This window comes from Streptomyces sp. NPDC042346 (assembly GCF_055581845.1).
Genome location: NZ_JBVJEH010000001.1, coordinates 1,668,561 through 1,694,130, shown reverse-complemented (window position 1 = coordinate 1,694,130; position 25,570 = coordinate 1,668,561). Strand labels below are relative to the sequence as shown.

Below are 25,570 nucleotides of genomic sequence, written 5' to 3'. Positions count from 1 at the left end.
GCCGGGGGCGGGCCGTGGGGGAAACGGCGGGTGAAAGAAAGAAGGGACGCCGAAGCGCCCCTTGCATATCCAGCTGTGCTGTGTGCCCGGCTACGTCGACGTGGATCGTGAGTCGGCGGTGCCGACGGAGTGTTTCCCACCTGGCCCCTGAGGGCTGGGTTGTCAGGTGAGCGCAGGCTCCGCCTGGGGTACGTCGAGGTCGATGCTGTCGAGCAGCGACTCTCCCTGGTGCTGAGCGGCGGCAGCCGCGAGCGTGTCGTTCTCGGACTGGATCCGAACCAGCTCGGATTCCAGGTCCTGGACACGCTGCTGAAGCCGTCGCATCTCGGCGAGGAGTCGCGGGTCGGAGCCGCCGACGTAACCGAGAAGCGCCTTTGCCATGATGGATGGTCCTCCACACTGAGTGACCGACCGATTGCGGTGTGGGTCGTGAGGGATTCGCACCCGCGGTGCTCGGCAGTGCGTCGTGCCGGTTCTTTACTGCCAAACAGCTAAGGTGCGCGGGGATTCCAGCGTCTCACCAAAAAGTTTGACGGTCAACACGATCACGCCCCGTTTGAAGGGGCGACAGGGGAGTGGGCGGCCGCTCGACGCGCGGCGGCGCCTCTCGACCCGGTGCCTCGGGGCGTGGCGATCATCCTTTACGGGCAGCCTTCCACGGCGCGCACTTCTTGGCAACCACCAGGGAGTTCTCCCGCCACACCCCCGTCACCGCGTGTCCCTCCGGGACCCCTCCAGGTCACCGGAGAGGGGGCGCCGTCGCGAACGTCAGCGGATCGCGAAGCCGTCGTAGCCTCCGCGCGGAGCGCCCCATATCTCCGTGACGCCGTCCACGCGGCCGGGCGTGTCGCCCGTGCGGAGCCAGTCGAGAAGACGGTGGCAATTCTCACTCGGCCCCTCGGCCACCACTTGGACCCGGCCGTCGTCGAGGTTCAGGGCGAAGCCCGCGAGGCCGCCGATCTCCAGTGCGTTTGCCCTGGTGAACCAGCGGAAGCCCACTCCCTGTACCCGGCCGCGCACCCAGGCGGTCATCCGTACGTCGTCGCTCATGGCTGCACGCTAACCAACGGATTGCCGGATGAGCACGTCACCCCCGCTTCCCATCGCGTACAGTCCCGTCGGAATGCGCCTCACCCGTTCGGGCGCGCGCCGTTCGGCGGTCGGTCCGAAACCGTGCCGACAGCAAAGATCAGCAAAGACCAGCAAAGATCCGCAGCCACCGGCGGAGCTCCGCAGAGGAAGGCAGGGCAGCAGATGGGACGCCACCGTCGCTCCGGCGCCGCACCCGCCGCAGAAGACTACGCGGCCGGTACGGACCGCCGGCACCGGGGTGACCGCCGCAAGCGGCGGAGCACTCCCGTGCGCACCGGACTCCTCGGCGCCTCCGCGGCGGTCGCGGTGGGAGCCGTGGCCGTCGCCTCGGGTCTGCTGCCCGGCGGGGACACCTTCACCGTCGGCAGCGCCGGTACGGGCGAGCGCCAGGTCCAGTCCCGGCATGCCCCGGAGCTGAACACGCAGGGCGGGTCGACCCAGACCCCGGCCGGCGGCGAGTCGGGCGGCTCGGGCAGCGGCACGGCGACCCGGGCGGGATCGGGCAAGAGCCCGAGTCCGCGCGCCAGCGCGAGTGCGACCCCGAGCAGGACGGCCTCCCCCTCGGCCGCTCCGTCCACATCCGCGAAGCCGAGCCCGAAGCCGACCCCGTCGAAGGCGGCGACCAGCACCAAGCCCGTCGCCCCGAAGAAGGTCCGGACCCCGCCCACGGCGCGGCCGGCCGCGCCGAAGCCGGCCCCGACGACCGAGGCACCGGTCGAGACGCCGGCCGCTCCGTCGACGGCCGACCGGGGCGAGGCGGCCGAGGCGGAGGTCCTCCGGCTGGTCAACGTCGAGCGCGGCAAGGTGGGCTGCACCCCGGTGAGGGCGGACGCGCAGCTCGCGGCACTGGCCGGGGCGTTCAGCGCGGACATGGCGGAGCGCGGCTTCTTCGACCACACGGACCCGGACGGGGCCACGCCGTGGGCGCGTGCGGAGCAGGCCGGCGTCACGGGCCTGGGCGGCGAGAACATCGCGCGCGGCCAGGCGGACGCGGCGGCCGTGATGGACTCCTGGATGAACAGCGACGGCCATCGCGCCAACATATTGAATTGCGACTTCACGACGCTGGGCGTCGGCGTGCAGTTCGGCGACAGCGGCCCCTGGTGGACCCAGGACTTCGGCCGCTGAGCCGATTCCGCTGAGCCGATTCCGCCGAGCCGGTCCCGTACGCAAGAGAAGGGCCCCGTCACCACTCCGGTGACGGGGCCCTTTCTCGTACGTGGGATCAGGCGGCGGCCTTGCCGGCCGCGAAGGTGCGGGCGGTCACGGCGACGCGGCGGCCGAGGTGCTCGGCGGTGGCGACATCCGCCTTGTGGACGCCGTCGGGGCCCAGGTCGGTGTGGGTCTGGGCCCCGGCGCCGGAGAAGAAGCCGAGGCGGTTGAGGTCGTTCTCGGAGGCCTCGCTGCTGTTCCAGCCGGGCTTCAGGCCGAGGTTGACCCAGGTCATGCCGTGCTGGCCGGCGAGGGTCTGGAAGAACTGCAGGGTGTGCAGCTTGTCGCCGCTCTTGGAGCCGGAGTTGGTGAATCCGGCGGCGAGCTTGTCCAGCCAGGCGTCGGAGAACCAGCGCTTCGAAGTGGCCTCGGCGAACTGGTGGAAGGCGCCGGAGGCGGTGCCCATGTAGGTCGGGGAGCCGAAGACGATCGCGTCGGAGGAGTCGAGCAGCTCCCACTCGGCGTCGGTGATCCCGTCGACCTTGATCAGGTGGACGGTGGCACCCGCGTCGGCGGCCCCGGCACGGACGGCTTCGGCGAGGACGGCGGTGTGGCCGTAGCCGGAGTGGTAGGCGATGGAGACGACGGGGGTGGTCACAAGGAGCTCCTCGAAAAGGTCTGCGGAGGGGATGACCAGAAGTAGAGCACTAACTTTTCGAAAGCGCAAGCAGCTCGATAGCGCAGCCGTGACGGTAAGCGCTGTGCGCGAGTACGGTGGAGGGCATGACTGACGACCTCGCCTACGACGTCTTCGCGCGGGCCTGTCCCTCGCGCGGCACGCTGGAGCACGTGACGGGCCGCTGGGGCAGCCTGACCCTCGGCGCCCTGTACGACGGCACGTTCCGCTTCAACGAGCTGCGGCGCCGGGTCGACGGCGTGAGCGAGAAGATGCTGTCGCAGACGCTCCACGCCCTGGAGCGCGACGGCCTCGTCCACCGCGACGCGCAGCCCACGAACCCGCCGCGGGTCGACTACCGGCTCACCCCGCTCGGCCGCGAGATCGCGGAGCGGCTCATCGGCCTGATCGCGCTGGTGGAGGGCCGCATGCCGCAGGTCGAGGCGGCCCGCGAGAGTTACGACGCGGAGCGCCCGGCCCCCGTCACGAGCTGACCGCCCGGCCCGAGGGGACGCCCCCTAGGGGCGCGGCGGGCGCTGGCAGCGCGGGCAGAAGTAGCTGGAGCGGTTCATCCAGGGGCGCCTGCGCATCGGCGTGCCGCAACGGTGGCACGGCTCGTCCTCGCGCCCGTAGGCGTCGAGCGAGCGGTCGAAGTAGCCGGACTCGCCGTTGACGTTCACGTACAGGCTGTCGAAGCTGGTGCCGCCGACCGCGAGGGCCTCGTTCATCACGTCCCGGGCGTGCCCGAGGAGCTCCGCCGAGCGGGGCCGGGTGAGCGTGGCGGTGGGCCGCTCGTAGTGCAGCCGGGACCGCCAGAGCGCCTCGTCCGCGTAGATGTTGCCGACGCCGCTGATCAGCGACTGGTCGAGCAGGGCCCGCTTGACGGTCGTACGGCGCTGTCGCAGCGCGCGGTGGAACGCGTCCTCGTCGAAGTCGGGGTCCAGCGGGTCCCGGGCGATGTGCGCGATGACGTCCGGCAGCCCGTCGGCGGTCTGGTCGTGGAGCGAGAGCCCGCCGAAGGTGCGCTGGTCGACGAAGCGGAGCTCGGTGCCGGCGGCATCGTCGAAGCGGATCCGGATGCGGAGGTGCTTCTCGTCGGCGGCGTCCTCCGGCTGGACGAGCAGCTGGCCGCTCATGCCGAGGTGGCCGAGCACGGAGGTGCCGGTGCCGTCCAGCGGCAGCCAGAGGTACTTGCCGCGCCGCCGCGCCACCGCGAACCGCTGCCCCTTCAGCCGCGCCGCGAAGTCCGCGCCGCCCGCCGGATGGCGCCGTACGGCCCTCGGGTGCAGCACCTCGACCTCGGTCACGGTCCGCCCGGCGACCCAGCGCTCCAGTCCGCGCCGTACGACCTCGACCTCGGGCAGCTCGGGCACGGGACTCCTCCGGACGACGTCGATCGACAGCGCTTCCACCCTACCGGCCCAAGGAGGGCGGAGGAGTGGGGAGGGAAGCGAAGGAGAGGGCGGGGAAAAGACGAGAACCCCGCCCTGGGGCGGGGTTCTCGGGGAAGCGGCGGGTGATGGCCCTCAGGCCGTCGCCCCGTTGGTGGACGGAGAGGGGTCGGCGACCTCTCCCGTGCCGGCTTCGGCAGCGACCTTGGCCGCCGCCACGCGCTCGTCCGCGGCGGCGCGAATCTCGCCCCACGCGGCCTCCGCGGCCTGCTGTTCCGCTTCCTTCTTGCTGCGGCCGGTGCCGGTGCCGTACGAGACACCACCGACGCGGGCGGCAGCAGTGAAGACCTTCTCGTGGTCCGGGCCCTCTTCGGTGACGAGGTATTCCGGCACACCCAGGCCCTCAGCCGCGGTGAGCTCCTGGAGACTGGTCTTCCAGTCCAGGCCCGCACCGAGGTTCGAGGACTTCTCGATCAGCGGGTCGAAGAGCCGGTGAACCAGCTCGGACGCCACTTCGAGGCCCTGGTCGAGATAGACCGCGCCGATCACCGCTTCAAGGGTGTCGGCGAGGATGGACGCCTTGTCCCGGCCACCCGTGCCCTCTTCGCCCCGGCCGAGCCGGATGAAGGAGCCGAGTTCGAGGCCGCGACCGACCTCCGCAAGTGCACGTGAGTTGACCACCGCGGCCCGCAGTTTGGCCAGCTGGCCTTCGGGCAGGTCGGGGTGGGTGCGGTACAGCGTGTCCGTGACCACCAGGCCGAGCACGGAGTCCCCGAGGAACTCGAGACGCTCGTTGGTGGGCAGGCCGCCGTTCTCGTACGCGAACGAACGGTGGGTCAGTGCACGCACCAGAAGGGCGGACTCGAGCCGATAGCCGAGCCGCCCTTCCAGAAGCGTGTGGGACGAGGCATGGTCCGTCTTGTCGTCCGTCTTGCGGGACTCAGACATTGCGCCTCTCACCAGCCCAATCAGACCGAGAGGACCTGGCGCTTGTTGTAGGTGCCGCAGCTCGGGCACGCGATGTGCTGCAGCTTCGGCTCCTGGCAACGCTCACACGAAACCAGGGTGGGGACCGCAGCCTTCCACTGCGACCGGCGGTGGCGCGTGTTGCTGCGCGACATCTTCCGCTTCGGAACAGCCACGGCTACTTCTCCTGCTTCTCGGCGGCGCTTCGGACGTCCCCGTCAGAGGCTTTGCCGCTCATGTTGTCCTTCTCATCGGTTCCCAGCGAACCGGCGAGTCCCTGCAATGCCGCCCAACGGGCGTCGACGGCATCATGGTGGTGGCCCGGGTTCTCGTTCAGGTCGGCTCCACATTCGGAGCACAGACCCGCACAGTCCTCCCGGCACACCGGCTGCATCGGCAGTGCGAGCACCACCGCATCACGCAGCATGGGTTCGAGGTCGAACATGCCGTCCTCGAGGGGGGTCATGCTCTCGTCTTCCTCGGCTTCGTCGTCCGCGGCCGCCTTGGAGCGGCCCCGGTCGTCGGAGTCGGGGTACGAGAACATCTCCTGGAAGTCCACGTCGAGCTCCAGCTCGACGGGCTCCAGACACCTTACGCACTCCCCCTCGGCCGATGCACGGGCGGTGCCTGTGACAAGCACCCCTTCCATGACCGACTCAAGACGGAGATCGATTTCCACGGGAGCGCCCTCGGGCACTCCGATGACCCCTTCGACGCCGAGGACCGTGGGGGCCTCGACGGAGCGCGAGAGCCGCTGGAGGGCACCAGGACGCCGCCCCAGCTCGTGTGTGTCGAACACGAGGGGATTGCGGTGGTCGAGGCGCGTGCTCAGGGCTCTTCCTGCTTTCGAATCGTGAGGGGGCTGCCAGAAATGGGCAGCAAGCGTCGCGGAATACGCGCGACCGAAGAGCCAGGATACTGGACGCTTCGCTCAGGGCCCAATCCGGGCCCCGGGCCCTTTACTGCCCCTGTTCGTACCGGCGCAACTGCTCCAGGTCGATCATGCTCGTGTCGAAGAAACTGGTCTCGTCGAGCGCGGCGGCCGGCTGCTGCTGGTGCGGCTGCTGCGGGGCCTGGGGCTGGTACTGGGGCTGCTGCTCGTAGCCGTACTGACCCTGGTACGCGTACGGGTCGGGCTGCTGCTGGTACCCGTACGGGTCCGGCTGCTGCTGGTAGCCGTACCCGGGGTCCTGCTGCGGCTGCTGCGGGTACCCGTACGGGTCGGGCTGCTGGGCCGGGATCTGCGCGGGGGCCTGCGCGGCGACCGGGGCCGGCTGGGGGTCGGCGAGCTCCGCGAGCCCGGCGAGGTAGTCGGCGTCGCTCGTGTGCACCGTGCCGGCGAGGCCGTCCTGCGCGGCCATGTGCTCGCCGAGGTCGTCGGTGGCGATCCGGCCGTGCAGCTTCTGCCGGCCGCGCCCGACGGCCTCCAGGGTCTTGCTGAGGACGGCCTCGAAGGCGCCCAGCTTGGCGTCCACGTACTCGTCGGCCCGGCTGATCAGGGTCTGCGGGTCCGCGCTGTACTCGGGGGCGTCCTCGTCCGCGTAACCGTCCCGGTCGAGGCCCGGGCCGCGGCCGAGGAGCTTCTCGCGGCCCCGGTCGACGGAGCCGATGGTCTTGTTGAGGACGACCTCGAAGTTGGCGAGCTTGGAGTCGACGTAGTCGTCGGCCTCGGCGCGGACCTCCTCGGCCTCGCGGCGGGCCTCGGCGAGGATCCGGTCGGCCTCGCCCTGCGACTCCCGGGCGACCTGGGTGTCGGAGACGATCGAGCCGCGCTCGGCGTGGGCGGCCTCGATGATCCGCTCGGCCTCCTGGCGGGCGTGCTCGACCAGCTGCTCGCGGCCGCCGATCAGCTCCTGGGCCTGGGCGAGGGAGCCGGGCAGGGCGTCCCGTACCTCTTCGAGCAGGGAGAGCAGCTCGGCGCGGTTGACCACGCAGGATGCCGACATGGGCATGGAACGGGCGCCCTGAACGGTCGCGACGATCTCGTCGAGCTTCTTCTGCACGTCCACCGGGTGCTCGCCACTCTCTACAGCTGGATGGAGACGGACGGGACGACTGTAAGGGCAGTCGGCTCCCGTCCGACACCAGGTGACGGAGCGTCAGCGGCGGTGGCCGGGCGTCACTTCTGCGCGAGGCGCTCGGTCAGCCTGCCGAGGACCTGCGGCGGGACGAGGTGGGAGACGTCGCCGCCCCAAGCCGCAACCTCCTTGACCAGCGAGGAGGAGAGGAAGCTGTACGTCGGGTTGGTGGGGACGAAGAGGGTCTCCACGCCCGAGAGGCCGATGTTCATCTGCGCCATCTGCAACTCGTAGTCGAAGTCGCTGACCGCGCGCAGGCCCTTGACGATGGCGGGGATGTCCCGCTGCTTGCAGAAGTCGACGAGGAGTCCGTGGAAGGACTCCACCTCGACGTTGCCGAAGTCGGCGGTGACCTCGCGGATCAGCTCGATCCGCTCGTCGACGGTGAACAGTCCCTGCTTGGACTGGTTGATCATCACCGCGACGTGTACGACGTCGTACAGCTTGGAGGCGCGGGCGATGATGTCGAGATGTCCGTTGGTGATGGGGTCGAATGACCCCGGACAGACGGCGCGGCGCAACGTGAGTCCCTCGCTCTCCGGTCCGGTCATGGTGCGTCTTCGCACGTAGAGGCGGCGCGACCGTACCAAAACGTTCCCTCGCCGTAACGACGGGCCCGTAGTGGCTCGAATCCGGCCGGCCAGCCGAACTCCCCGCCTCGGGTGCTGCGCTCCACGGTGACGAGGGCATCGTCCGTGAGCCAGCCCTCCGAGCGGAGTGTGAGGAGGATCTCCCGAAGATCGTCGTCCGCGACGGCGTACGGCGGGTCGAGGAAGACCAGGTCGAACGGCTCGGCGGGGGCCGGTCCCGTCACGATCTGCTCCGCCTTGCCGGTCCGGAGCTCGGCGCCGGGCAGGCCGAGCGTCCGGATGTTGTCGCGGATCGTCTTCGCGGCGCGGGGTTCCGCCTCGACGAGGAGCGCGTGGACCGCTCCCCGGGAGAGCGCTTCGAGTCCGACGGCGCCGGAGCCCGCGTACAGGTCGGCGACCCGGGTCCCGTCGAGGGTGCCGAGGAACGCCTCCCAGGTGGAGAAGAGGCCTTCGCGCGCCCGGTCGGAGGTGGGGCGGGTGCCGGTGCCGGGGGGCACGGCCAGTCGGCGTCCGCCGGCGGTGCCGGCGATCACGCGGGTCATCGGTGTCCTCGTTCTCCATGAGCCAGTGCGTACGCATCAGCTTATGGCGGTCGGCGCGTGGCTGCGGTCAGCCCTTCTCCAGGTACTCCTCCCGGTCCTTGTCGAGCAGGGCTTCGAGGGCGGTGCGCAGTCCCGGGTGGGCGGTGAGGTCCGGGTCGGCGAGGACGAGGGTGGTGGCCTCCTCGCGGGCGGCGGCGATGACCTCCTCGTCGTCGATGACGGTGAGCACCTTCAGGGAGGAGCGGACGCCGGACTGGGCCTGGCCGAGGACGTCGCCCTCGCGGCGCTGTTCGAGGTCGATGCGGGAGAGCTCGAAGCCGTCGAGGGTGGCGGCGACGGCGCCGAGGCGCTGCCGGGCGGGGCTGGCCTCGGGCATCTCGGTGACGAGGAGGCAGAGGCCGGGGGCGGATCCTCGTCCGACGCGGCCGCGGAGCTGGTGGAGCTGGGAGACGCCGAAGCGGTCGCCGTCCATGATCACCATGGCGGTGGCGTTGGGGACGTTGACGCCGACCTCGATGACGGTGGTGGCGACGAGGACGTCGAGCTCGCCGGCGGCGAAGCGGCGCATGACGTCGTCCTTGTCGTCGGGGTGCATGCGCCCGTGCAGGACGGCGATCCGCAGGCCCGTGAGGGGGCCCGTACGGAGCTTCTCCGCGACCTCGACGACGGCGAGCGGCGGGCGCTTCTCGGCCTCGTCCTCGGGGGACGCCTTGGACTTCTTCTTCTGGTCCTCCTCGTCGCCGATGCGGGGGCAGACGACGTACGCCTGGTGGCCGTTCTCCACCTCCTCGCGCACCCGCTCCCAGGCGCGCGCGAGGAAGTGCGGCTTGTCGGCGGCGGGGACGACATGGGTGGCGATCGGGGAGCGGCCGGCGGGCAGCTGGTCGAGGACGGAGGTCTCCAGGTCGCCGAAGACGGTCATGGCGACGGTGCGCGGGATGGGGGTGGCGGTCATGACGAGCAGGTGGGGCGGTTGCTTGCCCTTGCCGCGCAGGGCGTCGCGCTGCTCGACGCCGAAGCGGTGCTGTTCGTCGACGACGACCAGGCCGAGGTCGTGGAACCGGACCTTGTCCTCGATCAGCGCGTGCGTGCCGATGACGATCCCGGCCTCGCCGGTGACGAGGTCGAGCAGGGCCTGCCGGCGGGCCGCGGTGCCCATGGAGCCGGTGAGCAGGACGACCTTGGTGGCGCGCTCGGCGCCGCCGAGCATCCCGCCCTGGGCGAGCTCGCCCATCATCTCGGTGACGGAGCGGTGGTGCTGCTGGGCGAGGACCTCGGTGGGCGCGAGCATCGCGGCCTGTCCCCCGGCGTCGACGACGGCGAGCATGGCGCGCAGGGCGACCATGGTCTTCCCGGATCCGACCTCGCCCTGGAGGAGGCGGTGCATGGGGTGTTCGGTGGCGAGGTCGTCGAAGATCTCGCGGGAGACCTTCTGCTGGCCTTCGGTGAGGGTGAAGGGGAGCTTGGCGTCGAAGGCGTCGAGGATGGCGCCGGGGACGGGGCGCCGGGCGACGGCGGGGAGTTGGGTGTCGGCGTGCCGGCGGCGGGCGAGGGCGACCTGGAGGACGAAGGCCTCGTCCCACTTGAGCCGGTCGCGGGCGTCGGCGATGTCCGCCTTGGTACGGGGGCGGTGGATCTTCCGCAGGGCGTCGGGCAGCTCGGGGAGGCCGCGGCCCTCGCGCAGGGCGGGCGGCAGGGGGTCGACGGCGTCCTCGGCGTGCGGCAGGACGGCGTCGACGGCCTTGGCGATCTTCCAGGACTCCAGTTTGGTGGTGGCCGGGTAGATCGGGATGAGGGCCCCGGCCCAGCCGGCCACGTTGTCGGCGCTCGCGGCGGTCCCGTCGGTCTCGTCGCCGCCGTCGCGGAGGAGCTCGTACGCGGGGTGGGCGAGCTGGAGGCGGCGGTTGAAGAGCGAGACCTTGCCGGAGAACATCGCGCGGGTGCCGGGCAGCAGGTCCTTGTGCGGCTTGTGCACGCCCTTGCCGAAGAAGACCAGTTGGAGGCGGCCGCTGCCGTCCGTGATGGTCACTTCGAGGCGCTGGCCGCGTCCCTTGGAGCCGTTGAAGGTCAGCACGCGGGCGTCCGCGACCTGCGCGACGACCGTGACGTGCTCGTCGAGCGGGAGGTCGGCGAGCGTCGTCAGCTCGCCCCGCTCGGCGTACCGCCGGGGGTAGTGGTGGAGCAGGTCACCGACCGTGTGCAGGTCGAGTGCCTCGGCCATGACCTTGGCGGTGGCGGGGCCGAGGGACTTCTTGAGTGGTTCGTCGAGCGCGGGCACGCGTTCCATTGCACACCACGGGACCGACAGTCGGGGTGTTCCCCTCGGGTCATTCCACTCCGATGAGCAGCGGAGGGGCTCCCGCGCCCGCGTGGTAAGTGGTCGTGTCGACGGCCAGATAACCGCGGCGGACGTGGCGTTCGAGGGCGGCGGCCAGGTCGGGCGGGGTGTCGTCGGCGACGATCAGGGTGACGAGTTCGCCGCCCGCGGAGAGCATGCGGTCGAGGACCGTGCGGGCCGTCTCGGTGAGGTCCTCGCCGATGACGGCGACGTCGCCCTCGATGAGGCCGAGGACGTCGCCGGCCTGGCAGACGCCGGCCGAGGTGAAGGACTGGCGCTCGGCGACGGCGAGTTCGGCGTAGCGGGTGGCGCCGGCGGCGGCCGTCATGGCGACGACGTCCTCGTCGAAGCGGCGGTCCGGTTCGTGGACGGCGAGGGCGGCGATGCCCTGGACGGCGGCCCGGGTCGGGATGAGGGCGACGCGGATGCCCTCGGCCCTGGCGCGTTCGGCGGCGGCCGCGGCCGTCTGGCGCAGGTCGGTGTCGTTGGGCAGCAGGACGACCTCGCGGGCGTGCGCCCGCCGGATCGCGTCGAGGAGTTCGTCCCCCGCGGGCTGTTCGCCGGGCCGGGTCCGGACGGTGGTGGCGCCCGCCTCGGCGCAGAGGCCGGCCAGGCCCTCGCCGGGGACGACGGCGACCACCGCGCGCTGGGCCCGCGCTCCGCGGGCGTCCGGTCCTGCCGGGCTGCTCGCGAAGTGGGTGACGCGGATCCGGTGGGGCCGTCCGGCCTCGATGCCGGCCTCGACGGCGGCTCCGGCGTCGTCGACGTGCACGTGGACGTTCCAGAGCCCGTCGCCGCCGACGACGACCAGGGACTCCCCCAGCGCGTCGAGGCGGGACCTCAGCAGGTCCACGGCCGCGTCCTCGGCCTCCAGGAGGTAGATCACCTCGTACGCGGGGCCGTCCTCGGTGCCGCAGTCCTCGGGTGCGAGGGGCGCGGCGGGCGCGACGACGCCGTGGGCCGGTGTCTCCGGGCGGAGCGGTGCCCGGCCGGTCACGGTCTCGACGAGTGCCCCGAGGACGGTCACCAGGCCCTGTCCGCCGGCGTCCACGACCCCGGCGCGGGTGAGGACGTCCAGCTGGGCCGTGGTGGTCGCCAGGGCGGTCCTGGCCCCGTCGTAGGCGTTTCCCGCCACGTCCACGAGTCGGCCGCCCCCGGCGCAGGCCTCCGCGGCGGCGGAGGCGACCGTGAGGATCGTGCCCTCGACGGGGTGGGCGACGGCCCGGCGGGCGGCGTCGGCGGCCTCCGCGAGGGCGCGGGCGAGGTGATCACCGTCACGTCCCTCGGCGAGGACGGCCGCCATGCCGCGCAGCAGCTGGGCGAGGATGGTCCCGGAGTTCCCTCGGGCCCCGAGCAGGGCCCCGTGGGCCATGGCCCGTACGGTCTCGGCGGCGTCGGGTTCGGCGGCGGCGAAGACGGCTTCGACGGCCTGGTGGGCGGCTTCCGCCGTCAGGTACAGGTTGGTGCCGGTGTCCCCGTCCGCGACCGGGTAGACGTTGATCGCGTCGATCTCCCGGCGCTCCCGCCCGAGGGCGTCGAGCACCCGCCCGGACCAGGTCCGGAGCGCTTCGGCGTCGAGCTCGACGAGCTCCTCTGAAGGCTGAAGGGCTCGCGACAACAGGGGGCCTCCTTCGGCGGTGAGCTCACCGCAGGGTAGACCCGGGGTGTCCTGCTCGTGACCTGGGCCGGGGGCGAGGTCGGCGGAGACCATGGTAGTTTCGTTCCACCGAAGCAGGCGTTGTATGCTGCTTCGGTTGCCCGGTTCCTCCGGGCCATCCTCCGGCAAGCCACTTCAGACTCCTGATTCCGGTGCGCCGGATTTCACTGTAATTCTGAAGTCTTTGGAGTGACCCGTGGCTGCCAACTGCGACGTCTGCGGCAAGGGGCCGGGCTTCGGCAACAGCATTTCGCACTCGCACCGCCGTACGTCCCGTCGCTGGAACCCGAACATCCAGCGCGTGCGTGCCGTGGTCGGTCGGACGCCGAAGCGGCTCAACGCCTGCACCTCGTGCATCAAGGCCGGCAAGGTCTCGCGCTAATTGCGACGCGAGTTCTGTCGTAGCGCAGCCCCTGCGGTTGCCTTGAAAGGCCGGTTCACCTAGGTGAACCGGCCTTTTGCCATGCCCGGAAACGGCCGGGCCCCCGGGCGTCTCAGGCCCTGAACCGCCAGCCGTGGTCGACCGGGCCGATGCCCGAGCCCAGGGCGAATCCGGCGGCGATGGCCCCGGTCACGTACTCCTTGGCCCGGTGTACCGCCTCCGGCACCGCCAGGCCCTTGGCGAGCCCCGAGGCCACCGCCGAGGCGAGCGTGCAGCCCGTGCCGTGCGTGTGCCGGTTGTCGTGCCGGGGCGCGCGCAGCCAGTGCTCCTCTGTGCCGTCCGTGAGCAGGTCCACGGCCTCCTGGCCGGTGGGCAGGTGCCCGCCCTTGATCAGGGCCCAGTCCGCCCCGTACGACAGGATCGCCTCGGCCGCCACCCGCATGTCGCTCTCGTACACGACGTGGACGCCTGTGAGCTGCGCCACCTCGTCCAGGTTGGGCGTGGCGACGGTCGCGACCGGCAGCAGCTTCGTCCGTACGGAGGCGAGGGCCGAGGCCGCGAGCAGCGAGTCCCCGTGCTTGGAGACGCCGACGGGGTCCACGACCACCGGGGCCTCGGTCCCGGCGAGCAGTTCGGCGACCGTCTCGACGAGCCGGGCGGAGGCCAGCATGCCCGTCTTCACGGCCTGGACGCCGATGTCGTCGACGACGGCCCGGTACTGGGCCCGTACGGCCTCCTCGGGCAGCTCCCACGCGCCCTGGACTCCCCGCGAGTTCTGGGCGGTGACGGCGGTGAGCACGCTCATGCCGTGGACGCCGAGCGCGAGCATGGTCTTCAGGTCGGCCTGGATGCCGGCGCCGCCGCCGGAGTCGGATCCGGCGACGGTGAGCACCAGCGGGGGCCGAGCGGTCACTCCGTCTCCCCGAAGTGGTCCCAGCCGCCCGCGCTGTGCCAGGGGGCGCCGTCCACGGTGACCTGCGGCAGCGCCGAGGGGTTCAGGACCTCGCCGATGACCTTCCAGCGGGCGGGGAGCTTCACGTCCGGCGGGAAGGTGGCCACGATGGCGTGGTCCTCTCCCCCGGTGAGCACCCACTGCATGGGGTCGACGCCGACGGCCTGGCCGATGTCGTTCATCTGCGTGGGGATGTCGATGAGCCCGGAGCGCAGGTCGATGCGGACCTTGCTGGCCTCGGCGATGTGGCCGAGGTCGGCGATGAGGCCGTCGCTGACGTCGCACATGGCGGTGGCGCCGAGTCCGGCGGCGGCGGGGCCCGCGTGGTACGGCGGCTCGGGCCTGCGGTGGGCCTCGACGAAGGCGCGGGGCGAGCGGAAGCCGCGGGAGAGGACCGCGTACCCGGCGGCGGACCAGCCGAGCCAGCCGGTGTAGGCGACGACGTCGCCGGGCTGGGCCCCGCCCCGGGTCACCGGGTCGTGGTTGCGGAGGTCGCCGAGGGCGGTGATGGCGATGGTGATGGTGTCGCCGCGGACGACGTCGCCGCCGACGACGGCGGCGCCCGCGACCTGACATTCGTCGCGGAGCCCGTCCATCAGTTCGGTGGGCCAGGTGACGGGCAGCTCGGCGGGGACGACGAGGCCGAGGAGGAGCGCGGTGGGGACCGCGCCCATGGCGGCGATGTCGGCGAGGTTCTGCGCGGCGGCCTTGCGGCCGACGTCGTACGCCGTCGACCAGTCGCGGCGGAAGTGACGTCCTTCGAGGAGGATGTCCGTGCTGGCCACCACGCGCCGGTCGGGTGCGGAGACGACCGCGGCGTCGTCGCCGGGCCCGATCCGTACCGCCGGGGTGGAGGTGAGCCGGGACGTGAGCTCTCTGATGAGCCCGAACTCGCCCAGCTCTCCGACTGTGCCCTTCACCGCGCCTCACCTCGTGTCTTCGTGCCGGCCGACGGGCGGGGGCGCGTCTGGGCGCGCCGCGGGTCGCGGGCCGTCACCGTGCTGGGTACCGTCAAGTAGACCGTCAACTTCTGTCGTGCGTAGGCCACCACGCGAGTGCCCCCGGGCGCGCGGGTCTCCCCGTGGCCCGCGGTGACGCGGTACCGTGGCGTCCCTTTCTCCCACAAGATCCTCGTGGTCGCCCTGGAGGTTCCGTGGTTCAGGCGTACATCCTCATCCAGACCGAGGTGGGCAAGGCGTCGACCGTCGCCGACACCATCTCCAAGATCCCGGGGGTGCTCCAGGCCGAAGACGTGACCGGTCCCTACGACGTGATCGTGCGCGCACAGGCGGACACCGTCGACGAGTTGGGTCGCATGGTGGTCGCCAAGGTCCAGCAAGTGGACGGCATCACGCGTACCCTCACCTGCCCGGTCGTTCATCTGTAGCCCCCGTCTACGCTTGGCCGGTGATGTCATCCCACCGGCCCTTCGGCCTGCCCGCCGCCGTCACGGCAGCCGTCCTCCTGCTGGCCGCCACCGGCTGCTCCTGGACGGACGCCGGGGCGTCCGTGGCGGTTCCCCGCCCGACGGCGGCGGAGGCGGCCCTCTGCCAGGCTCTGGAGAAGGAGCTGCCGGACACCGTGGCGGATCTCGAGCGGAGTGATCCGGAGCCGGACTCCGAGCTGACCGCCGGGTGGGGTGACGGTGCGATCGTACTGCGCTGCGGGGTCCCCCGGCCCGAAAAGATGAGCGATCCGAACTCTCAGGCCGTCGAGGCGAACGGCGTGAACTGGATGCTGGAGCGCCCGGAGGGCAGCGGGCCCCGTTTCACCTCGGTGTACCGGAAGACGTACGTCGAGGTGACGCTCGACGAGCGGTACGCGCACGACGCGACGCCCCTCGCGGACCTCGCGGCCTCCGTGGCGAGGACGATCCCCTGCGGCATCGATCCGGAGTGCGTCTAGGCGCACTCCGGATCGCACCGTCAGGTCCGGCTAGCGCAGGCCCGTGGAGCGGGTCAGCGCGGCCTGGATCAGCCGGTCGACGAGCTCGGGGTAGCCGACGCCGCTCTCCTGCCACATGCGCGGGTACATGGAGATGGGCGTGAAGCCGGGCATCGTGTTGATCTCGTTGATGACGAAGTCGCCGTCCTCCGTGAGGAAGAAGTCGGCACGGACCAGGCCCTCGCAGGAGACCGCCTCGTACGCGGCGACGGCCAGGCGCTGGATCTCGGCGGTGGCCTCGTCGCCGATCGGCGCGGGCACGATGCCGGAGGCCGAGTCGATGTACTTGGCCTCGAAGTCGTAGAAGTCGTGGTCGGTGACGGGCGGGATCTCGGCCGGCACGCTGGCGCGCGGGCCGTCCTCGAACTCCAGGACGCCGCACTCGATCTCGCGGCCGCGCAGGAGCGACTCGACGAGGATCTTGGGGTCGTGGCGGCGGGCCTCCTCGATGGCCTCGTCCAGGCCGGAGAGGTCGTCGACCTTGGTGATGCCCATGGACGAGCCGCCGCGGGCCGGCTTCACGAAGAGCGGCCAGCCGTGGTCGGCGGCGAACTCGACGATCTTCTTGCGGGCGGCGGCCGGGTTCTGGTCCCACTCGCGCGGCCGGATGACCTCGTACGGGCCGACCGGGAGGCCGAAGGAGACGAAGACGCGCTTCATGTACTCCTTGTCCTGGCCGACGGCGGAGGCGAGGACGCCCGCGCCGACGTAGGGGACGCCGGAGAGCTCCAGGAGGCCCTGGAGGGTGCCGTCCTCGCCGTACGGGCCGTGCAGCATGGGGAAGACCACGTCGACCTCGCCGAGGGCCTTCGGCACGGCGCCGGGCTCGGTGAGGACGACCTCGCGGTTGGCGGGGTCGACGGAGAGGACGACACCGCCTTCCTGGGACTCGGCCAGGTCGGTGACGTTCGGCAGGGCGCGGTCGGCGATGGCCATGCGCTCGGGGGCGTCGGCGGTGAGCGCCCAGCGCCCGTCCGTCGTGATGCCGATGGGCAGCACGTCGTACTTGTCCCGGTCGATGGCGCTCAGGACGGCGCCCGCCGTGACGACGGAGATGGCGTGCTCGGAGCTGCGACCGCCGAAGACGACGGCCACGCGCGGCTTGCGGGGGCTCTGGGTGTTCTCGCTCATATCGCGATGAGCGTACCTTGCGGCTCCCGAACAGCTGAGCGCCCCGCTCCCCCCGCGCGCGTCCGGAGCAGCGGCCGTGCCGCCGCGCCCGACGCGTGCGTCATGCGTCCGTCAGGCGTCCGTCGCGCGTACGGCGCGTGTCCGTGTCGCGAACGTCAGCGGCGCTCGGACTTCGCGCTGCGGGACATCAGCTCCTTGAGGGCGACGACCGGCGGCTTGCCCTCGTGGACGATCGAGACGACCGTCTCGGTGATCGGCATGTCGACACCGTGGCGGCGGGCCAGATCGAGCACGGACTCGCAGGACTTGACGCCCTCGGCGGTCTGCTTGGTGGCCGCGATGGTCTCCTGGAGGGTCATCCCGCGGCCCAGGTTGGTGCCGAAGGTGTTGTTCCGGGAGAGCGGCGACGAGCAGGTGGCGACCAGGTCGCCGAGGCCCGCGAGGCCGGAGAAGGTGAGCGGGTCGGCTCCCATGGCGAGGCCGAGGCGGGTGGTCTCGGCGAGGCCGCGGGTGATGAGCGTGGCCTTCGAGTTGTCGCCGAGTCCCATGCCGTTGGCGATGCCGACGGCGAGCCCGATGACGTTCTTCACCGCGCCGCCGAGCTCGCAGCCGACGACGTCGGTGTGCGTGTACGGGCGGAAGTACGGGGTCATGCAGGCCGACTGGAACCGCTGCGCGACCGACTCGTCGACGCAGGCGACGACGGCGGCGGCGGGCTGCCGGGCGGCGATCTCCAGGGCCAGGTTGGGTCCGGTGAGGACGGCCACGCGCTCGGCGGGCACGTCCGCGACCTCCATGACGACCTCGCTCATCCGCTCGGCGGTGCCGAGTTCGACGCCCTTCATGAGGGAGACGAGGACGGTGCCGGGGGCGAGCAGCGGCTTCCAGGCGGCGAGGTTGCCGCGGAGGGTCTGCGAGGGGACGACGAGGACGGTGAAGTCGGCGTCGTGGGCGGCCTCGGCCGGGTCCGCGGTGGCCGTGATCGCCCGCGGGAGTTCGATGCCCGGGAGGTAGTCGGGGTTGACCCGGGTGGCGTTGATCTCCTTCGCGAGCTCCGCGCGGCGGCCCCAGAGGCTCACCTCGCAGCCCGCGTCGGCGAGCACCATGGCGAAGGCGGTGCCCCAGGATCCGTTGCCGAAGACGGCTGCCTTGGTCACTTGGTGCTCTCCTCGGCGGCCTCGGCGGCCTTGCGACGCTGTTCCAGACGGGCCTTGCGGTGGTCGTACGGTTCGGCGGGCGCCTTCTCGCCGCGGATCTCCTCCAGGAGGGCGGTGACCGCGGCCATGATGACCTCGGTGACCTCGCGGAGCACCTCGGGCGTCGGCTCCAGGCCGTCGAAGCGGGACAGGTCGACCGGCGGGCCGGCCTGCACGGTCAGCGTCTTGCGGGGGAAGAGGCTGAGCTTCCTGTCCTTGGCGTACGGCGGCATCGCGAGGTTGGCGCCCCACTGGGCCACCGGGATGACCGGGACCTTGGTGAGGAGCGCGACGCGGGCGGCGCCGGTCTTGCCCGCCATGGGCCACATGTCGGGGTCCCGGGTCAGGGTGCCCTCGGGGTAGAAGGCGACGCACTCGCCGCGCTCGATGGCGTCGACGGCGGCCCGGAAGGCGTCCAGCGCGTTGGTGGTCTCGCGGTAGACGGGGATCTGTCCGGTGTTGCGCAGCATCATGCCGACGAAGGGGCTCTTGAAGAGGCCCGCCTTGGCGAGGAGGCGCGGCACACGACCGGTGTTGTACTGGTAGTGCGCGTAGGACAGCGGGTCCAGGTACGAGTTGTGGTTGACCACGGTGATGAATCCGCCGTCGGCCGGAATGTGCTCCATACCGCGCCAGTCCCGCTTGAACAGAACCACCAGGGGGGGTTTGGCGATGACCGCCGCGAGGCGGTACCAGAAGCCGATTCTGCGGCGGGGCACTCGGACACCTTTCTCCGGGACTGGCTGGCAGGGGGTCAAGTGTCGCCCCATGCTCCGGGTCTGTCGAGGACACGGTACGCCCCGAGGCCCCCACCGGACCGCGCGGGCGGGACAGAATGGGCCCGGTGAACAGCGACGCGGAAGACGGCTGGTACCTGGTCGTACCCCTGAAACCCCTTGCCCTGGCGAAGAGCAGACTGGCCGCGGCCACGGGAGCCCTGCTGCGCCCCCGGCTCGCCCTCGCGTTCGCCGAGGACACCGTCGGTGCCGTGCTGAACTGTCCGCGCGTACGGGATGTGGTGGTCGTCACGGACGACCCGACGGCCGGGACCGCGCTCGCGGCCCTGGGGGCGCGGATCGTGCCGGACCTCCCGGCGGCGGGACTCAACGCGGCGCTGGCGCACGGGGTCGCTTCGATACGGGAGCGGCTGCCGCACGCGCGCGTGGCGGCGCTCAACGCCGATCTGCCCGCGCTGCGGACCACGGAGCTGGCCCGGGTCCTGGACACCGCCCGGAAATTTCCGAGGGCATTTCTCGCGGATGCCGCCGAAATAGGTACGACATTCCTCTCGGCGGGTCCGGGGGTGGAATTGGAACCGGCATTCGGGGGGCCGTCGAGGCTGCGCCATTTGTCGTCGGGCGCGGTGGAAATCCGGCTGACCGGGGTGGATTCCGTACGCCGGGACGTGGACACCGGCGAGGATCTGGCGGAGGCCATGGCTCTGGGGCTCGGCCCGCGGACGGCCGCCCGGTGGGTGCCGGCGGCCGGATAGGCTGCGGTCCATGCAGGCGACCGCGTTCACGTACGACTCCGAGACCCGCAGCGGAAGTGTGCTGCTCGACGACGGCACCCCGGTGGACTTCGGGGCGGAGGCCTTCGACGCGGGCGGGCTGCGGCTGCTGCGGCCGGGCCAGCGGGTGCGGATCGAGGCGGAGCCGGGGACGTCCGGGGCCGGCCTGCGGATCACCCTGGTGACGCTCCAGACCTTCTGATCCCCGCCTGATCCTTTCGAGCACGTCGAGCACGTCGAGCACGTCGAGCCGTTCGAGCACGTCGAGCGGTTCGAGCACGTCGAGCGGTTCGAGCACGTCGAGCGCTTCGAGCACTCCGCGCCCTTCGAGCCCTCCGCGACGCGAACGCGCCGCGGGCCGGGCTCCTGGGTGGGGAGCCCGGCCCGGCGGGTGGTACCGCTCGTCCTACTTCTTGGCGGCGGCCTTCTTGGCGGTCGTCTTGCGCGCCGTGGTCTTCTTCGCGGGCGCCTTCGTCGCCGTGGCCTTCTTCGCGGCCGGCGCGGTCTTCTTGGCCGTGGCCTTGACGGCCTTCTTCGCCGCCGTCGTGGTGGTCTTCTTCGCGGCGGCGGTCGTGGTCTTCTTCGCCGCCGTCGAGGCCTTCTTCGCCGCGACGGTGGTCTTCTTCGCCGCCGCGGTGGTGGTCTTCTTGGCCGGGGTCGCCTTCTTCGCGGCGGCCGTCGTGGCCTTCTTCGCCGGGGTCGCCTTCTTCGCGGCGGCCTTCTTGGCGGTGGTGGCCTTCTTGGCCGCGGCCTTCTTCACGGTCGCGGAGGCGCCACCGGTGAGGCTGCCCTTGGGGGCCTTCTTGACGGAGACCTCGCCGCCCTTGGGGAGCTTCTTCGAGCCGCTGACCAGGTCCTTGAAGCCCTGACCCGCACGGAAGCGCGGGACCGAGGTCTTCTTGACCCGCACGCGCTCGCCCGTCTGGGGGTTGCGGGCGTAGCGGGCCGGACGGTCGACCTTCTCGAACGAGCCGAAGCCCGTCACCGAGACCCGGTCGCCCCCGACCACGGCACGCACGATGGCGTCGAGCACGTGGTCGACGGCTTCGGCGGCCTGCTGGCGACCGCCCATCTTGTCGGCAATCGCTTCTACGAGCTGCGCCTTGTTCACGTCTTCCCCTTCGGAGACATTGCCAGAACGAAAGTGTTCAAGCTTTTTCGCACGTTAGGCATGTATATACCGCAAATCAAACACGAAACGGGCTAATCACCCTAGTGCCGCAACGCAAAAGACCCGCTGCGGAGTTCCTGGTGTCAGTCGTCCTCTGGGAATCGGCCCTCGTCGAGGTCCTTCATCAACCGGTCCAGACGCGCTGCCGCGTCCTTGAGATCGTGCTTCGCCGCGGCCGTCACGACCAGCAGCTTCCGGGACAGCGCCATCCTTACGCCCTCCGGGACTTGCAGTGAGCGCACTCTTGTGTGCGCTTCCTTCAATCGGGCGGCGACTGACTCGTAGAGCTCGAGTTGGCTGTCGCGTTCCATGCACCGATTGTGCCATCTAGGGCGAGTTGTCGCCCGACAGGGTCCCAACAAGCGACTGCGCCCCCCACCTGGCGGTGGGGGGCGCAGTCTTGGAAAAGCGCTGCTCAGACCGTAATTGTACGGGGCTTGAAGGCCGGTCGTGCCGCCTCGTAGGTCGCGATGTCGGCTTCGTTCTGAAGGGTGAGGCTGATGTCGTCGAGTCCGTTCAGGAGACGCCAGCGGGCGTTCTCGTCGAGCTCGAAGTCCGCGTCGATCCCGGCGGCCAGGACCTTGCGCTGCTCCAGGTCGACGGTGATCTCGGCGGTCGGGTCGGCCTCGATCAGCTCCCAGAGCGCGTCCACCGTCTCCTGCGGCAGGACGACGGTCAGCAGGCCGTTCTTCAGCGAGTTGCCGCGGAAGATGTCGGCGAACCGGGCGGAGATGACCGTCTGGAAGCCGTAGTTCTGGAGCGCCCAGACGGCGTGCTCACGGGAGGAGCCGGTGCCGAAGTCGGGGCCGGCGACCAGGACCGAGGCACCCTGCCGCTCCGGGCGGTTGAGGATGAACTCGGGGTCCTTGCGCCAGGCCTCGAAGAGCCCGTCCTCGAAGCCGTCGCGGGTGACCTTCTTGAGCCAGTGCGCCGGAATGATCTGGTCGGTGTCGACGTTGCTGCGGCGCAGCGGGACGGCCCGGCCGGTGTGCGTGGTGAAAGCTTCCATGGTTCCTCAGACCCCCGCGGTGGTGGCGACGTCGGACAGATCGGCCGGGGAGGCCAGATGGCCCAGGACGGCGGTGGCGGCGGCGACCTGGGGCGAGACCAGGTGGGTCCGGCCGCCCTTGCCCTGCCGGCCCTCGAAGTTGCGGTTGGAGGTGGACGCGGAGCGCTCACCGGGAGCCAGTTGGTCGGGGTTCATGCCCAGACACATCGAACAGCCCGCGTGCCGCCATTCGGCGCCGGCCTCCTTGAAGACCTTGTCCAGGCCCTCTTCGACGGCCTGCAGGGCGACCCGGACGGAGCCGGGGACGACCAGCATGCGGACGCCGTCGGCGACCTGGCGGCCCTCCAGGAGGGAGGCGGCGTTGCGCAGGTCCTCGATGCGGCCGTTGGTGCAGGAGCCTACGAAGACGGTGTCGACCTTGATGTCGCGCAGCGGCTGGCCGGCGGTCAACCCCATGTACTCCAGGGCCTTTTCGGCGGCGAGGCGCTCCGAAGCGTCTTCGTACGAAGCCGGGTCGGGGACGTTCGCCGAAAGCGGCGCGCCCTGGCCGGGGTTGGTGCCCCAGGTGACGAACGGCGCCAGGGAGGCGGCGTCGATGACGACCTCGGCGTCGAAGACGGCGTCCTCGTCGGACTTCAGCGTCTTCCAGTACGCGACGGCGGCGTCCCAGTCCTCGCCCTCGGGGGCGTGGGCGCGGCCCTCCAGGTAGGCGAAGGTGGTCTCGTCGGGGGCGATCATGCCCGCGCGGGCGCCGGCCTCGATCGACATGTTGCAGATGGTCATCCGGGCCTCCATCGAGAGCTTCTCGATGGCGGAGCCGCGGTACTCCAGGATGTAGCCCTGGCCGCCGCCGGTGCCGATCTTCGCGATGATCGCGAGGATCAGGTCCTTGGCGGTGACGTCCTCGGGCAGGTCGCCGTCGACCGTGATGGCCATGGTCTTCGGGCGGGCCAGGGGCAGCGTCTGGGTGGCGAGCACGTGCTCGACCTGGCTGGTGCCGATGCCGAACGCCAGCGCGCCGAAGGCGCCGTGCGTGGAGGTGTGCGAGTCGCCGCAGACCACGGTGGTGCCGGGCTGGGTCAGGCCCAGCTGCGGTCCGACGACGTGGACGACGCCCTGCTCGACGTCGCCCAGCGGGTGCAGCCGGACGCCGAACTCGGCGCAGTTCTTCCGCAGGGTCTCCAGCTGCGCGCGGGAGACGGGGTCCGCGATGGGCTTGTCGATGTCGAGGGTCGGGGTGTTGTGATCCTCGGTGGCGATGGTGAGGTCGAGGCGCCGCACCTGCCGGCCGTTCTGGCGCAGGCCGTCGAAGGCCTGGGGGCTGGTCACCTCGTGCAGCAGGTGCAGATCGATGAAGAGGAGGTCGGGCTCGCCCTCGGCGCGCCGGACGACGTGGTCGTCCCAGACCTTCTCCGCGAGTGTCCTACCCATCGCTTTCCCTCCGGCCGACGTCTGCGTCGGCACAACTAGAGACCCGTTTCGCGGGCCGTTGTGCGGCCGCATCACCAGAGTGCCAAGGTCCTCGGAAAATTGAACTTGCGTTTCACAGAGTGAGACGCGAATATCGTTGCATGGACAACTCTAGCGGCGTAGGCGTTCTCGACAAGGCAGCCCTTGTCCTGAGCGCCCTGGAGTCCGGTCCGGCCACCCTCGCAGGACTGGTCGCGGCGACGGGACTCGCACGACCCACGGCACATCGTCTCGCCGTGGCACTGGAACACCACCGGATGGTGGCGCGTGACATGCAGGGCCGGTTCATTCTCGGACCGCGCCTCTCGGAGCTCGCGGCCGCGGCCGGCGAGGACCGTCTGCTCGCGACCGCCGGCCCCGTGCTGACGCATCTGCGCGACGTCACCGGCGAGAGCGCGCAGCTCTACCGCCGGCAGGGCGACATGCGCATCTGCGTGGCGGCGGCCGAGCGGCTGTCGGGCCTGCGGGACACCGTCCCGGTCGGCTCGACGCTGACCATGAAGGCCGGCTCCTCCGCTCAGATCCTGATGGCCTGGGAGGAGCCCGAGCGGCTGCACCGCGGCCTCCAGGGCGCCCGCTTCACGGCGACGGCCCTGTCGGGCGTACGGCGCCGTGGCTGGGCCCAGTCCATCGGTGAGCGGGAGCCGGGCGTCGCGTCCGTCTCCGCGCCCGTACGCGGCCCTTCGAACCGCGTCGTGGCCGCCGTCTCGGTCTCGGGTCCGATCGAGCGTCTGACGCGCCACCCGGGCCGCATGCACGCCCAGGCGGTCATCGACGCCGCCGCCCGTCTCTCCGAGGCGCTCCGGCGCAACGGCTGACGCCCCTCCCGTTCGTCCCGGCCCACCGCTTCAACGCCGCAGCGGTGGGCCGGAGTTGTACGTGCTCCTCCTGCGCGACAGCCGATGCCGAACAGCGAAGAAGCCCTCCCCCGAAGGGAAGGGCTTCTTCGTTCTGTACCCCCGACCGGATTCGAACCGGCGCTACCGCCTTGAGAGGGCGGCGTGCTAGGCCGCTACACAACGGGGGCCTTTGCGGATCAGATCCGCAGGTGCAGATGAAGCTCTGCGAGCTGGCCTACCTGGACTCGAACCAAGAATGACGGTACCAGAAACCGTAGTGTTGCCAATTACACCATAGGCCATGGTGGTTACACCGTACCCCCGACCGGATTCGAACCGGCGCTACCGCCTTGAGAGGGCGGCGTGCTAGGCCGCTACACAACGGGGGCCCTAGCGATCCCACCCGGCATGCGCCGGGTGATGTCACCGCGGATTCACCGGGAGCTACCCAAGTGATCCACGGGATGGATCTGTACCCCCGACCGGATTCGAACCGGCGCTACCGCCTTGAGAGGGCGGCGTGCTAGGCCGCTACACAACGGGGGCTTTGTGGATGCCATCCACGAGTTGCAGATTAAGCTCTGCGAGCTGGCCTACCTGGACTCGAACCAAGACTAACGGAACCAGAAACCGTCGTGCTGCCAATTACACCATAGGCCACCGTGGCAACGTCCCCACCAGGGAGAACCTTGCTCGGCTTGCGCTTTCCGGGCTCTTGCCTTTCGGCTTGTTCCCCTCGGCGCAGAAAGAACATTACCTGAAGGTGGACGGTGCTCCAAAACGGGTATCCCCGCGGAGCAGGGCGGGGAGCTGGCCGAGGTCCGTGATCCGTCGCAGCTCGGGCCTGCCGCCGGTGTCCGCGCGGTCCAGCCAGATGCCCAGGAGCCCCGCCTCGACCGCGCCCCGCGCGTCGATGTCGGGCTGGTCCCCGACGTACGCGATCTCCTCCGGGGCCAGGCCGAGGGCCGTGCAGGCGGCGTGGAAGGCCTCGGGCGCCGGCTTGGCGACCCCGAGCTCGGCGGCGCAGAGAACGGCCTCGAAGCGGTCGCGCACGCCCAGGGCGCGGAGCTTGGGCTCCTGGGCGTGGATGCTGGAGTTCGAGAGGACCGCGTGGCGGTAGTCGTCCGCGAGCAGGTCGAGGACGGGCAGCGCGTCGGGGAAGAGCTCCCAGGCGGCCTGGTAGTGGACGACGTACCGGTCGAACCAGTCGTCGGCCCCGGCGGCGGTGAGCTCCGGCGCCCCGAGGAAGTCCCGGACGCGGGCCCGCCGCTGGTCCTGGAAGTCGCCGCCCTCGATCTCGAAGCGGCGCCAGTGCAGCTCCGTGAGCTCCTTCCAGCGTTCCAGGGCCTGGTCGACGGAGTCGTACCCGTCGAGGAGGCCTTCGGCCGTCAGGTGCCCGCGCATGCCGGCGCGGTCGGCGCCCTCGTAGTCGAAGATCGTGTCGTCCACGTCCCACAGGACGGCGCGGATGCTCATGCCACGAC

General features: G+C 71.0%; 30 protein-coding genes and 5 tRNA genes. 8 read left to right on the top strand and 27 right to left on the bottom strand.

Annotated elements, in window-relative coordinates:
* Nucleotides 1–162: 162 nt before the first annotated feature.
* Together ACZ6K0_RS07990 and ACZ6K0_RS07985 are read right to left on the bottom strand one after the other, a co-directional pair.
* Nucleotides 163–381, bottom strand: a complete 219-nt coding sequence (locus ACZ6K0_RS07990) for a hypothetical protein (protein ID WP_055641131.1) — start codon at nucleotides 379–381, stop codon at nucleotides 163–165.
* A gap of 387 nt (nucleotides 382–768) precedes the next feature.
* On the bottom strand, nucleotides 769–1,050 hold the full coding sequence (locus tag ACZ6K0_RS07985) for an acylphosphatase (protein WP_376409504.1): 282 nt from the start codon (nucleotides 1,048–1,050) through the stop codon (nucleotides 769–771).
* A 204-nt stretch (nucleotides 1,051–1,254) separates the two neighbouring features.
* On the opposite strand from ACZ6K0_RS07985, the gene ACZ6K0_RS07980 reads away from it, so the two are divergent.
* Entirely contained in the window at nucleotides 1,255–2,220 is a 966-nt protein-coding gene (locus ACZ6K0_RS07980) for a CAP domain-containing protein (RefSeq protein WP_469227547.1), read from the top strand.
* 97 nt (nucleotides 2,221–2,317) lie between these two features.
* Here ACZ6K0_RS07980 and ACZ6K0_RS07975 read toward each other — a convergent pair whose 3' ends face one another.
* A complete protein-coding gene (locus tag ACZ6K0_RS07975) occupies nucleotides 2,318–2,902 on the bottom strand; it encodes a flavodoxin family protein (RefSeq protein ID WP_376409498.1) in 585 nt (194 codons plus the stop codon).
* Between the two features lie 125 nt (nucleotides 2,903–3,027).
* Here ACZ6K0_RS07975 and ACZ6K0_RS07970 point away from each other — a divergent pair, with 125 nt between their 5' ends.
* On the top strand, nucleotides 3,028–3,414 hold the full coding sequence (locus ACZ6K0_RS07970) for a winged helix-turn-helix transcriptional regulator (protein WP_376409495.1): 387 nt from the start codon (nucleotides 3,028–3,030) through the stop codon (nucleotides 3,412–3,414).
* Nucleotides 3,415–3,438: 24 nt separating this feature from the next.
* Here ACZ6K0_RS07970 and mutM read toward each other — a convergent pair whose 3' ends face one another.
* From mutM to ACZ6K0_RS07925, 9 genes are all read right to left on the bottom strand, one after another.
* A complete protein-coding gene (gene mutM / locus ACZ6K0_RS07965; protein ID WP_376409492.1) occupies nucleotides 3,439–4,293 on the bottom strand; it encodes a bifunctional DNA-formamidopyrimidine glycosylase/DNA-(apurinic or apyrimidinic site) lyase in 855 nt (284 codons plus the stop codon).
* A 153-nt stretch (nucleotides 4,294–4,446) separates the two neighbouring features.
* On the bottom strand, nucleotides 4,447–5,259 hold the full coding sequence (gene rnc / locus ACZ6K0_RS07960) for a ribonuclease III (RefSeq protein ID WP_376409489.1): 813 nt from the start codon (nucleotides 5,257–5,259) through the stop codon (nucleotides 4,447–4,449).
* A gap of 20 nt (nucleotides 5,260–5,279) precedes the next feature.
* Nucleotides 5,280–5,453 (bottom strand): 50S ribosomal protein L32, encoded by a 174-nt coding sequence (gene rpmF, locus ACZ6K0_RS07955; protein WP_015036448.1) that lies wholly within the window; start codon nucleotides 5,451–5,453, stop codon nucleotides 5,280–5,282.
* Nucleotides 5,454–5,455: 2 nt separating this feature from the next.
* A complete protein-coding gene (locus tag ACZ6K0_RS07950; RefSeq protein ID WP_037642041.1) occupies nucleotides 5,456–6,109 on the bottom strand; it encodes a YceD family protein in 654 nt (217 codons plus the stop codon).
* A gap of 127 nt (nucleotides 6,110–6,236) precedes the next feature.
* Complete coding sequence (locus tag ACZ6K0_RS07945; protein ID WP_376409486.1) at nucleotides 6,237–7,286, bottom strand: ATP synthase F0 subunit B; 1,050 nt, start codon at nucleotides 7,284–7,286, stop codon at nucleotides 6,237–6,239.
* A gap of 110 nt (nucleotides 7,287–7,396) precedes the next feature.
* Nucleotides 7,397–7,876, bottom strand: a complete 480-nt coding sequence (gene coaD, locus ACZ6K0_RS07940) for a pantetheine-phosphate adenylyltransferase (RefSeq protein WP_185909416.1) — start codon at nucleotides 7,874–7,876, stop codon at nucleotides 7,397–7,399.
* Nucleotides 7,877–7,902: 26 nt separating this feature from the next.
* Complete coding sequence (gene rsmD / locus ACZ6K0_RS07935) at nucleotides 7,903–8,487, bottom strand: 16S rRNA (guanine(966)-N(2))-methyltransferase RsmD (protein WP_376409483.1); 585 nt, start codon at nucleotides 8,485–8,487, stop codon at nucleotides 7,903–7,905.
* 67 nt (nucleotides 8,488–8,554) lie between these two features.
* Entirely contained in the window at nucleotides 8,555–10,774 is a 2,220-nt protein-coding gene (gene recG, locus ACZ6K0_RS07930; RefSeq protein ID WP_469227548.1) for an ATP-dependent DNA helicase RecG, read from the bottom strand.
* Nucleotides 10,775–10,814: 40 nt separating this feature from the next.
* Nucleotides 10,815–12,443, bottom strand: a complete 1,629-nt coding sequence (locus tag ACZ6K0_RS07925; protein ID WP_469227549.1) for a DAK2 domain-containing protein — start codon at nucleotides 12,441–12,443, stop codon at nucleotides 10,815–10,817.
* 235 nt (nucleotides 12,444–12,678) lie between these two features.
* Between ACZ6K0_RS07925 and rpmB the strand changes: the two genes are divergently transcribed.
* Nucleotides 12,679–12,864: a 50S ribosomal protein L28 gene (gene rpmB, locus ACZ6K0_RS07920; RefSeq protein WP_376409474.1), complete on the top strand. Its 186-nt coding sequence runs from the start codon at nucleotides 12,679–12,681 to the stop codon at nucleotides 12,862–12,864.
* Nucleotides 12,865–12,976: 112 nt separating this feature from the next.
* On the opposite strand, the gene thiD is transcribed toward rpmB, so the two are convergent.
* Nucleotides 12,977–13,777 carry a bifunctional hydroxymethylpyrimidine kinase/phosphomethylpyrimidine kinase gene (gene thiD / locus ACZ6K0_RS07915; RefSeq protein WP_376409471.1) on the bottom strand — a complete coding sequence of 267 codons (801 nt, stop codon included), beginning with the start codon at nucleotides 13,775–13,777 and terminating at the stop codon, nucleotides 12,977–12,979.
* Entirely contained in the window at nucleotides 13,774–14,736 is a 963-nt protein-coding gene (locus tag ACZ6K0_RS07910) for a thiamine-phosphate kinase (RefSeq protein WP_056644467.1), read from the bottom strand. The genes thiD and ACZ6K0_RS07910 overlap by 4 nt, the downstream gene beginning before the upstream one ends.
* Before the next feature lie 233 nt (nucleotides 14,737–14,969).
* On the opposite strand from ACZ6K0_RS07910, the gene ACZ6K0_RS07905 reads away from it, so the two are divergent.
* Both ACZ6K0_RS07905 and ACZ6K0_RS07900 read left to right on the top strand, forming a co-directional pair.
* A complete protein-coding gene (locus ACZ6K0_RS07905) occupies nucleotides 14,970–15,203 on the top strand; it encodes an Lrp/AsnC family transcriptional regulator (RefSeq protein ID WP_015036438.1) in 234 nt (77 codons plus the stop codon).
* 23 nt (nucleotides 15,204–15,226) lie between these two features.
* Entirely contained in the window at nucleotides 15,227–15,721 is a 495-nt protein-coding gene (locus ACZ6K0_RS07900; RefSeq protein ID WP_376409805.1) for a DUF3515 domain-containing protein, read from the top strand.
* A 30-nt stretch (nucleotides 15,722–15,751) separates the two neighbouring features.
* Here the strand turns inward: ACZ6K0_RS07900 and ACZ6K0_RS07895 are convergent, their stop codons facing one another.
* The 3 genes from ACZ6K0_RS07895 to ACZ6K0_RS07885 form a co-directional block, all read right to left on the bottom strand.
* Nucleotides 15,752–16,891, bottom strand: coding sequence for a D-alanine--D-alanine ligase family protein (locus tag ACZ6K0_RS07895; RefSeq protein ID WP_376409468.1), 1,140 nt, complete (start codon nucleotides 16,889–16,891; stop codon nucleotides 15,752–15,754).
* Between the two features lie 155 nt (nucleotides 16,892–17,046).
* Nucleotides 17,047–18,048 carry an NAD(P)H-dependent glycerol-3-phosphate dehydrogenase gene (locus ACZ6K0_RS07890; protein ID WP_376409466.1) on the bottom strand — a complete coding sequence of 334 codons (1,002 nt, stop codon included), beginning with the start codon at nucleotides 18,046–18,048 and terminating at the stop codon, nucleotides 17,047–17,049.
* Nucleotides 18,045–18,806, bottom strand: coding sequence for a lysophospholipid acyltransferase family protein (locus ACZ6K0_RS07885; protein WP_469227550.1), 762 nt, complete (start codon nucleotides 18,804–18,806; stop codon nucleotides 18,045–18,047). The genes ACZ6K0_RS07890 and ACZ6K0_RS07885 overlap by 4 nt, the downstream gene beginning before the upstream one ends.
* Before the next feature lie 116 nt (nucleotides 18,807–18,922).
* On the opposite strand from ACZ6K0_RS07885, the gene cofC reads away from it, so the two are divergent.
* Both cofC and ACZ6K0_RS07875 read left to right on the top strand, forming a co-directional pair.
* Nucleotides 18,923–19,579, top strand: coding sequence for a 2-phospho-L-lactate guanylyltransferase (gene cofC, locus ACZ6K0_RS07880; RefSeq protein ID WP_376409460.1), 657 nt, complete (start codon nucleotides 18,923–18,925; stop codon nucleotides 19,577–19,579).
* 10 nt (nucleotides 19,580–19,589) lie between these two features.
* Complete coding sequence (locus tag ACZ6K0_RS07875; protein WP_024755919.1) at nucleotides 19,590–19,799, top strand: hypothetical protein; 210 nt, start codon at nucleotides 19,590–19,592, stop codon at nucleotides 19,797–19,799.
* Between the two features lie 204 nt (nucleotides 19,800–20,003).
* Here ACZ6K0_RS07875 and ACZ6K0_RS07870 read toward each other — a convergent pair whose 3' ends face one another.
* From ACZ6K0_RS07870 to leuC, 4 genes are all read right to left on the bottom strand, one after another.
* The gene (locus ACZ6K0_RS07870; RefSeq protein WP_376409455.1) at nucleotides 20,004–20,708 is read right to left on the bottom strand and encodes an HU family DNA-binding protein; all 705 of its coding nucleotides are present in this window, start codon (nucleotides 20,706–20,708) and stop codon (nucleotides 20,004–20,006) included.
* A gap of 143 nt (nucleotides 20,709–20,851) precedes the next feature.
* On the bottom strand, nucleotides 20,852–21,079 hold the full coding sequence (locus ACZ6K0_RS07865; RefSeq protein WP_024755921.1) for an SCO5555 family protein: 228 nt from the start codon (nucleotides 21,077–21,079) through the stop codon (nucleotides 20,852–20,854).
* 104 nt (nucleotides 21,080–21,183) lie between these two features.
* A complete protein-coding gene (gene leuD, locus ACZ6K0_RS07860; RefSeq protein ID WP_376409451.1) occupies nucleotides 21,184–21,777 on the bottom strand; it encodes a 3-isopropylmalate dehydratase small subunit in 594 nt (197 codons plus the stop codon).
* 6 nt (nucleotides 21,778–21,783) lie between these two features.
* Nucleotides 21,784–23,208 carry a 3-isopropylmalate dehydratase large subunit gene (leuC, locus tag ACZ6K0_RS07855; RefSeq protein WP_376409448.1) on the bottom strand — a complete coding sequence of 475 codons (1,425 nt, stop codon included), beginning with the start codon at nucleotides 23,206–23,208 and terminating at the stop codon, nucleotides 21,784–21,786.
* A 140-nt stretch (nucleotides 23,209–23,348) separates the two neighbouring features.
* Here leuC and ndgR point away from each other — a divergent pair, with 140 nt between their 5' ends.
* The gene (ndgR, locus tag ACZ6K0_RS07850; RefSeq protein ID WP_017235973.1) at nucleotides 23,349–24,065 is read left to right on the top strand and encodes an IclR family transcriptional regulator NdgR; all 717 of its coding nucleotides are present in this window, start codon (nucleotides 23,349–23,351) and stop codon (nucleotides 24,063–24,065) included.
* Nucleotides 24,066–24,201: 136 nt separating this feature from the next.
* Here ndgR and ACZ6K0_RS07845 read toward each other — a convergent pair.
* The 6 genes from ACZ6K0_RS07845 to ACZ6K0_RS07820 all read right to left on the bottom strand — a co-directional run bounded on the left by ACZ6K0_RS07845 (nucleotide 24,202) and on the right by ACZ6K0_RS07820 (nucleotide 25,562).
* Nucleotides 24,202–24,274, bottom strand: a tRNA-Glu gene (locus tag ACZ6K0_RS07845).
* A gap of 42 nt (nucleotides 24,275–24,316) precedes the next feature.
* Nucleotides 24,317–24,388, bottom strand: a tRNA-Gln gene (locus tag ACZ6K0_RS07840).
* 14 nt (nucleotides 24,389–24,402) lie between these two features.
* Nucleotides 24,403–24,475: transfer RNA gene (locus tag ACZ6K0_RS07835), tRNA-Glu, on the bottom strand.
* A gap of 84 nt (nucleotides 24,476–24,559) precedes the next feature.
* Nucleotides 24,560–24,632: transfer RNA gene (locus ACZ6K0_RS07830), tRNA-Glu, on the bottom strand.
* A gap of 42 nt (nucleotides 24,633–24,674) precedes the next feature.
* Nucleotides 24,675–24,746, bottom strand: a tRNA-Gln gene (locus ACZ6K0_RS07825).
* Nucleotides 24,747–24,839: 93 nt separating this feature from the next.
* The gene (locus tag ACZ6K0_RS07820) at nucleotides 24,840–25,562 is read right to left on the bottom strand and encodes an HAD family hydrolase (RefSeq protein ID WP_469227551.1); all 723 of its coding nucleotides are present in this window, start codon (nucleotides 25,560–25,562) and stop codon (nucleotides 24,840–24,842) included.
* Between the last annotated feature and the right edge of the window lie 8 nt (nucleotides 25,563–25,570).